This window comes from Flavicella sp. (assembly GCF_037132785.1).
Classification (GTDB): Bacteria; Bacteroidota; Bacteroidia; order Flavobacteriales; family Flavobacteriaceae; genus Flavicella.
The window spans coordinates 1-8,606 of sequence record NZ_JBAHZZ010000058.1 but is presented as its reverse complement, the minus strand read 5'-3'; the positions used below and the strand labels follow the sequence as shown (position 1 = coordinate 8,606).

5 protein-coding genes are annotated in these 8,606 nt (G+C 33.2%); 1 reads left to right on the top strand and 4 read right to left on the bottom strand.

Annotated elements, in window-relative coordinates:
* Nucleotides 1-284: 284 nt before the first annotated feature.
* From metH to V5787_RS03650, 4 genes are all read right to left on the bottom strand, one after another.
* Nucleotides 285-2,972, bottom strand: coding sequence for a methionine synthase (gene metH / locus V5787_RS03665; RefSeq protein ID WP_336891921.1), 2,688 nt, complete (start codon nt 2,970-2,972; stop codon nt 285-287).
* 131 nt (nt 2,973-3,103) lie between these two features.
* Nucleotides 3,104-4,096, bottom strand: coding sequence for a homocysteine S-methyltransferase family protein (locus tag V5787_RS03660; protein WP_336891920.1), 993 nt, complete (start codon nt 4,094-4,096; stop codon nt 3,104-3,106).
* Nucleotides 4,097-4,690: 594 nt separating this feature from the next.
* Entirely contained in the window at nt 4,691-5,767 is a 1,077-nt protein-coding gene (gene prfA / locus V5787_RS03655; protein WP_336891919.1) for a peptide chain release factor 1, read from the bottom strand.
* Nucleotides 5,768-5,866: 99 nt separating this feature from the next.
* Entirely contained in the window at nt 5,867-7,045 is a 1,179-nt protein-coding gene (locus V5787_RS03650; protein ID WP_336891918.1) for an AIR synthase related protein, read from the bottom strand.
* 263 nt (nt 7,046-7,308) lie between these two features.
* Between V5787_RS03650 and V5787_RS03645 the strand changes: the two genes are divergently transcribed.
* A complete protein-coding gene (locus V5787_RS03645) occupies nt 7,309-8,325 on the top strand; it encodes a glutamine synthetase beta-grasp domain-containing protein (RefSeq protein WP_336891917.1) in 1,017 nt (338 codons plus the stop codon).
* The last annotated feature ends 281 nt before the right edge of the window (nt 8,326-8,606 follow it).

Here is an 8,606-nt window from a genome sequence, read left to right as displayed (position 1 = left end):
AAACTAAAGGAAAATGAACCAAAAAATAGATCCATAACTAACATAAACAATGAAAATAAGAAAAAAAAATATAAATTTTAGATTTAAAAAGTCAAAATTGAAATCTAAAACTGAAAAGAGCATTATGCAACGGTCTTAAATGATGGATATTGAACTTAAAATTGTAGCTTAGTAACATCATAAAACTAAAACGTTTTGTTGCGTTACAACCTTGAATCCAAGTTGCTAAATCAATTTATCAAAATCAAATAAAACAGACGTTAAGCGTATAGATAAATATGTTATTATTCATTTAAGTTTGGTGCTAACCAACGTTCCATTACCTCATTTGTATATCCTCTTCTTTTGGCAAAATCATGTACTTGCTCCATTGTTATTTTACCAACTCCAAAATACCTAGATTTTGGATGTGCAAAATACAATCCAGAAACTGCTGCCGTTGGAAACATAGCCAAACTATCTGTCAATACAATACCAATATTTTCTTTAACACTTAACAGTCTCCAAAGTGAAGTTTTCTCAGTATGATCAGGGCAAGCTGGATACCCAGGAGCAGGACGGATGCCTTGGTACTGCTCACGTATCAAATCTTCATTTGATAAATTTTCAGTAGAAGTATATCCCCAAAAATCCTTACGAATTTTGTCGTGTAAATATTCAGCAAAAGCCTCTGCGAAACGATCTCCCAAAGCTTTGACCATAATACTATTATAATCGTCTAAATCTTCTCTGTATTTCTCTGCTATTTCTTCTACTCCAAAACCTGTTGTTACACAGAAAGCCCCCATGTAATCTTCTAGGTTGGTATCTTTAGGTGCAATAAAATCTGCCAATGCAATATTTGGTTTCCCTGCTCCTTTTTTAGACTGTTGACGTAAGGTCAAAATCGTTTCTAAAATTTCAGATCGAGATTCGTCTTTGTATATTTCAATATCATCAGAATTCTGTGCAGTATTAGCAGGAAACAATCCATATACAGCTTTCGCTATAAACCATTTTTCTTTTAAGATACGTGCTAACATTTGTGATGCATCTTTAAACAGCTCTGTTGCCTGTTCTCCTACAACCTTGTCTGTTAAAATTGCAGGATATTTTCCGTGCAGTTCCCATGACTGGAAAAATGGAGTCCAATCTAAATAAGGCAGCAAATCATTAAAATCTAAATTTTCAATTATATGAACACCTAGTTTTTTTGGTTTGTATATATCCTCTGCTTTCCAATCAATTTTAAATTTATTCTTTCTAGCTTCTGCCAATGGTAAATACACTTTTTTACGTGCTCTATTTAAGTAGTTATCACGTAGCTTATCATACTCTGCATAAGTGTCCTTTAAGAAAGTAATTTTTTTTTCTTTATTTATCAAAGTACTCACTACGGGAACCGACCTAGATGCATCTAGTACATGAATTACTCCATAATCGTATTGTTCTGCAATTTTCACTGCTGTATGTGCTCTTGATGTTGTTGCTCCTCCAACTAATAACGGGATTCTAAAATCCAAACGTTTCATTTCTTTAGCCATATGTACCATTTCATCTAAGGAAGGGGTAATCAAGCCACTCAATCCAATGATATCTACATTCTGTTTTTTTGCTTCTTCTAATATTTTTTCTGGAGGCACCATCACCCCTAAGTCAATAATCTCATAATTATTACAGGCTAATACAACTCCAACAATATTCTTTCCAATATCGTGTACATCTCCTTTTACAGTTGCCAATAAAATTTTTCCTTGTGCTCTAGAATTTCCATCTTTATCTGCTTCAATAAAAGGCATCAAATGCGCTACTGCTTTTTTCATTACACGTGCTGACTTTACAACCTGAGGTAAGAACATTTTTCCCTCTCCAAACAAATCACCAACAACACTCATTCCAGTCATCAAACTTACTTCGATAACCTCTAGTGGTTTAGTGGCTAATAGACGAGCTTCTTCAACATCTTCAACAATATAAGTATCCAATCCTTTGACCAGAGAATGTGTAATTCTATCTTGTAAACCTTCTTTTCTCCATTCTAAGTTTTTCACCTGAACTTTACCTTCTCCTCTAACAGATTCAGCAAAATCTAACAAACGTTCTGTAGCATCATCACGTCTATCTAAAATTACATCTTCTACATGCTCTAATAAATCTTTTGGGATGTCGTCGTAAACTTCTAACATTGCAGGGTTTACAATCCCCATGTTCATTCCTTTTTGGATTGCATAGTACAAGAAAACTGAGTGCATTGCCTCACGGACTACATTATTTCCTCTAAAAGAAAATGATACATTACTTACACCACCACTAACACTTGCATTGGTTAAATTTGTACGAACCCAGTGTGTAGCTTTAATAAAGTCAATGGCATTTCTTCTATGCTCTTCCATTCCTGTTGCTACAGGAAAAATATTCAAATCGAAAATAATATCTTCTGATGGAAATCCCAATTCATTCACCATAATATCATAAGAACGCTTTGCTATTCTACAGCGACTGTCATAATCATCTGCCTGACCTACTTCATCAAAAGCCATAACAATTACAGCTGCACCATAACGTTTTAATAATTTTACGTGTTTACGAAATGCTTCTTCTCCTTCTTTTAAAGAAATTGAATTCACAATACATTTCCCTTGAACAACCTGTAAACCAGCTTCAATAATATCCCATTTAGAACTATCAATCATAATAGGTACACGAGAAATATCTGGCTCTGCCATAATTAGATGTAAGAAACGAACCATCGCTTCTTTTCCATCAATCATACCATCATCCATATTAATATCAATGATTTGCGCCCCTCCTTCTACTTGATCTCTTGCAATAACCAAAGCCTCATCATATTGCTCTTCTTTGATCAAACGTAAAAATTTACGTGACCCTGCAACATTTGTTCGTTCACCAACATTAATAAAGTTCATATCTGGGCTTAAAACTAATGGCTCTAACCCTGATAACTTTAAATATTTTGTTTGTTTTATACTCATTCTTAACTTGAATTGTATTCTTTATTTTTATAAAAAACCAAAGCAAAAACAGCAAATAGAACCACAATTAATAGATACAGCCAAGCATCAAAAAAATAAGGATAATATTTGTTGCCATGTTTGTTTTCATCTTAAGCAATAACTCTTGGTTTATATTGAGCAGCTAAATCAGCAATTGCTTTTATATGCTCTGGAGTTGTACCACAACATCCTCCAATAATATTTATCAAATTCTTGTCTAAATACTCTTTAATCTGACCAGCCATTTCATCTGGTGTTTCATCATATTCTCCAAAAGCATTAGGCAATCCAGCATTTGGATGTGCTGAGACTCCATATTCAGTATTTCTAGAAATTGCTTCTAAATGAGGCACCAATGCATTTGCTCCCAAGGCACAGTTTAAACCGACAGTTAATAAAGGAACATGTGATACTGAAATTAAAAAGGCTTCTGCAGTTTGTCCAGATAAGGTTCTACCACTGGCATCAGTAATTGTACCGCTTAGCATAACTGGAATTTCAATTCCACGTTCATCTTTTACCTCTTCAATTGCAAATAAAGCTGCTTTTGCATTTAAAGTATCAAAAACAGTCTCTACCAATAAAATATCAGAACCTCCGTCTAACAAAGCTCCCGCTTGTTGTTTGTATGCAATTCTCAGTTCATCAAAAGTTATGGCACGATAACCAGGGTCATTTACATCTGGAGACATAGAACCTGTTTTGTTAGTTGGTCCAATTGATCCCGCAACAAATCGTGGTTTGTCAGGATTTTCTTTTGTGAATTCATCTGCTACCTCTTTCGCAATTTTTGCAGACTCGTAATTTAGCTGATATACATAATCTTCCATTTTATAATCCGCCATAGCAATGGTAGTACTAGAAAAAGTGTTAGTTTCTATTATATCAGCTCCTGCAGCAAAATACTTTCTATGCACTTCTTTAATGGCTTCTGGCTGGGTAATAGAAAGCATATCATTATTTCCTTTCACAGATAATTTCCAATCTTTAAATTCCTCACCTCTAAAATCCTCTTCGGTAAACTTATAAGCCTGTAACATAGTCCCCATGGCCCCATCTAACACAAGGATTCTCTCTTTTAATATTTCTGTGATATTCTTCATCCTATATTTTTTTAATGGTTTCTAACAATTGCTTTTTCATTCGTTATTTATAAAACAACTTTCGTCTTCCAAGTTATTAAAAAGACAATTGACCATTTATAATTTAGAGCGCAAAGGTACTTATTTTGAAACAAAAACAGAAGTTCCTACTATCGTAAATTTCAGCTTCTAAAAATATAGAAACCTATAATTTTATGGATGCTGAATTTAACTCATAATCGGTAATCTCATTAAAATGTACTTTTTAAGTAATACCAAATAAACATCAAAATGATTGATTAAACTAGTTTCTATTTCCTTTATATTTCACACAAAAACAAAACCGTAACGGGGCTATGCTTCAATTTTTATTGCTTATCTGAATAAAAAATATTCCAAATTATTATTACGTCATTTAAAAATCAAATTGTTATAAGGTTTTCTGAGAAAGTCAGCAATTTTTTTAAAAACTTTGCTGATGTTAGATTTTAAAAGAAATGTTGAGCCTAAAATAATTCGGTTGAGTTATGTTGGACAGAGTCTCGGCTGAATATAATGCGAAAAAAAGCTGTAAACATATTGTTTACAGCTTTTCTTAATTATTTAACTTTTTCACTAAAGAGCCTCGCCTAATTCCTTTAACCTTTCTGTGTTTTCAGCCAGCTTAAGTCCATCAATGATCTTATGAATATCACCATTAATTACATTTGACAAATCATAAAGTGTCATTCCAATTCTATGTTCAGTAACACGTCCCTGAGGATAATTATAGGTTCTAATTTTAGCAGATCTATCTCCACTAGCAACCAATGAATTTCTCTTTAAAGAATCTGCCGCTAATTTCTTTTCCAATTCTTGCTCATACAATCTAGATCGTAAAACCTTCATCGCTTTGTCTTTATTCTTATGCTGAGATTTTTGATCTTGACATTGTGCTACCAATCCAGAAGGAATATGTGTCAAACGCACAGCTGAATATGTTGTATTTACCGATTGACCACCAGGTCCTGAAGAACAGAAATAATCTACACGAATATCACTTTGTTTCATGTCAATATCAAACTCTTCTGCCTCTGGTAATACCATTACAGTTGCTGCTGACGTATGTACACGACCTTGAGTTTCTGTTTGTGGAACTCTTTGGACACGGTGCACACCAGATTCGAATTTCATATCACCATACACATCAGCTCCAGAAATACTAAAAATAATTTCTTTAAACCCTCCTGAAGTACCTTCACTAATATCTTCAATTTCCACTTTCCAGTTTCTATCTGAACAATATTTGGTATACATTCTATATAAATCTCCGGCAAAAATACTCGCTTCATCTCCACCTGTGCCAGCGCGAATTTCAACAATTACATTCTTAGCATCTTCAGGGTCCTTAGGAATCAACATAAATTTAATTTCTTCCTCAATATTAGGAATCTGTCCGTTTGCATCATCCAATTCCATTTTAGCCATTTCAACCATTTCAGCATCTGATCCGTCTGAAATGATTTCTTTTGCTTCGGCTATATTGTTTAAAAGCTTTTCATATTCTTTAGATTTTTCAACTATCTGTCCTAAATCTTTATATTCTTTATTAAGCTTTACATAACGCTTTTGATCCATGATAATATCAGGCTGAATAATCAAATCTGATACTTCGTCAAATCGTTGTTTAAATATTTTAATCTTATCTAACATCTTTTCTCTCTATTATTTGGACTACAAATTTACATTTTTTATCCGATTATTACAGATATTTAAAAGACCAGAGCATAGACTGATCCTTTCGTAATATAACTAATAAATAAATTCTCCGAATTCACTTTTAATTGTTAATTTATTATTTTCTGAAGCTTCTACTCTTCCCACAATTTTAGCATCGACATTAAAGTTTTTAGAAATTTCAATAATTTTATTAGCTATTTCAGCAGGTACATAAATCTCCATTCTATGCCCCATATTAAAAACTTGATACATTTCTTTCCAGTCTGTATTTGATTGATTTTGAATCAATTTAAACAAAGGAGGTATATCAAACATATTATCTTTTATGATATGTAAACCTTTTACAAAGTGTAAAATTTTAGTTTGAGCACCTCCACTACAGTGAACCATACCGTGGATTTCTTGTGCAGAAAACTCATTTAATATTTCTTTAATAATAGGAGCATAAGTTCTTGTAGGAGACAATACTAACTTCCCTGCATCAATTGGTGAGTTTTCTACAGAATCTGTTAGTTTAACTTTTCCTGAATACACCAATTCTTCGGGTACAGCTGCATCGAAACTCTCAGGATATTTTTCTGCCAAATATTTATCAAAGACATCATGACGAGCAGATGTCAATCCATTACTTCCCATGCCTCCATTATATGATTTTTCATAAGTTGCTTGACCAAAAGATTCCAAACCAACGATTACATCACCAGGTTTAATATTTGCGTTATTGATAACATCTTTTCTTTTCATTCGAGCTGTTACTGTAGAGTCTACAATAATAGTACGAACTAAATCTCCAACATCAGCAGTTTCTCCTCCTGTAGAGTGAATCTCTACTCCAAACTCTTTCAGTTCTTTTAGTAATTCTTCAGTACCATTGATAATTTGAGATAAAACCTCGCCAGGAATCAAATTCTTATTTCTACCAATCGTAGATGATAACATGATATTTTCCATTGCTCCAACACATAATAAATCATCAATATTCATAATCAATGCATCTTGAGCAATTCCTTTCCAAACAGAAATATCACCTGTCTCTTTCCAGTAGATATACGCCAATGAAGATTTTGTACCTGCACCATCTGCATGCATAATCAAACAATAGTCTTTATCACCTGTTAAATGGTCGGGAACTATTTTACAAAATGCTTGCGGAAACAAACCTTTGTCCACCTTTTTTATAGCGTTATGAACGTCTTCTTTAGAAGCCGACACTCCTCTTTGACTATATCTTTTACTAGTTTCTGAACTCATGCTAATTTCTTTGGATTTGAAAAAGGCAAAGTTACTTATTTGTAATTAATTTTTTACCAAATCCTATATTTTAATATATATGAATATTAACAGTCTCAAAATAAGATATTGTAAATAATTTTTAAAGAATTTAAACATTCTTTCAAAAATTAAATCATCTACGTATTTTTACGTAATTTATTGGAATTGGTATTAAATTATATATTATATTTGTAACTTCAAAAAAATTATTTATAGAATCATATTAATAAGATTATAGAATTATGGCTAAAATTAAATTAGAGTACATTTGGTTGGATGGTTATAAACCAACTCAAAACCTAAGAAGTAAAACTAAAGTTGAAGAGCATGAAGACTTCCAAGGAACGATTGAAGAATTAGGACTTTGGTCTTTCGATGGGTCATCTACACAACAGGCTTCTGGTGGAGATTCTGACTGTATTTTAAAGCCAGTTGCAATTTACAAAGATCCAACACGTATTAATGGTTATTTAGTAATGACTGAAGTAATGAACGCTGATGGGACTCCACATAAATCTAACGGACGTGCTACTATTGAGGATGATGATAACGATTTTTGGTTTGGATTTGAGCAAGAATACTTTATCATGGATACAGATACTGATTTGCCATTAGGATTTCCAAGAGGTGGTTATCCTGCTCCACAAGGAATGTACTACTGTTCAGTTGGAGGTAAAAACACTCATGGACGTGCAGTCGTTGAAAAGCATGCTGATATATGTATTGATGCTGGATTGAATTTTGAAGGAATCAACCAAGAGGTTGCTTCTGGACAATGGGAATTCCAATTATTTGCAAAAGGAGCTAAGCAAGCTGGAGATGAAATCTGGATTGCTAGATATATCTTAGACCGTTTGACAGAAGGTCGCGGAATGTACATAGAGTACCATCCAAAGCCATTAGGAGATACTGATTGGAATGGATCTGGCATGCATGCTAATTTCTCTAACTCAATCTTAAGAGAATGTGGTTCTGCTGAGAAATATGCTGAAATCTGTGAAGCTTTCCGTCCATTAGTAAAAGAGCACATCGAAGTTTATGGAGAGCACAATGAGCAACGTTTAACAGGTAAACACGAAACTGCATCTATCAGTGATTTCTCTTGGGGAGTTTCAGATAGAGGAGCATCTATTCGTATTCCAATTATTGCTGTAGAAAAAGGATACAAAGGATGGTTAGAAGACCGTCGTCCATCTTCAAACGGAGATCCATACAAAATCGCTGCAAGAATTATTAAAACAGTGAAGCCAATTAAATAATTCACAGCAATTATATACTTAAAAAAGCGTTCAAGTTAACTTGAACGCTTTTTTAAATTAGAACATCATGAATCATCTAATAAAAATGCGACTATTTTACTAAGCTGCATTTTTTCTTACTCCGTTTAGTTTTAATCCCATCTTGGATTCAATGTTCTAACGCAACAAAACGTTATTATTTTTTGATGTTACTAAGCTACGTTTTTTAGTTCAATCTCCATCATTTCATTAGGTGTTTTATAGTTGATAATTTTCCGCGGTCTATTGTTCAGTTTTTCTTG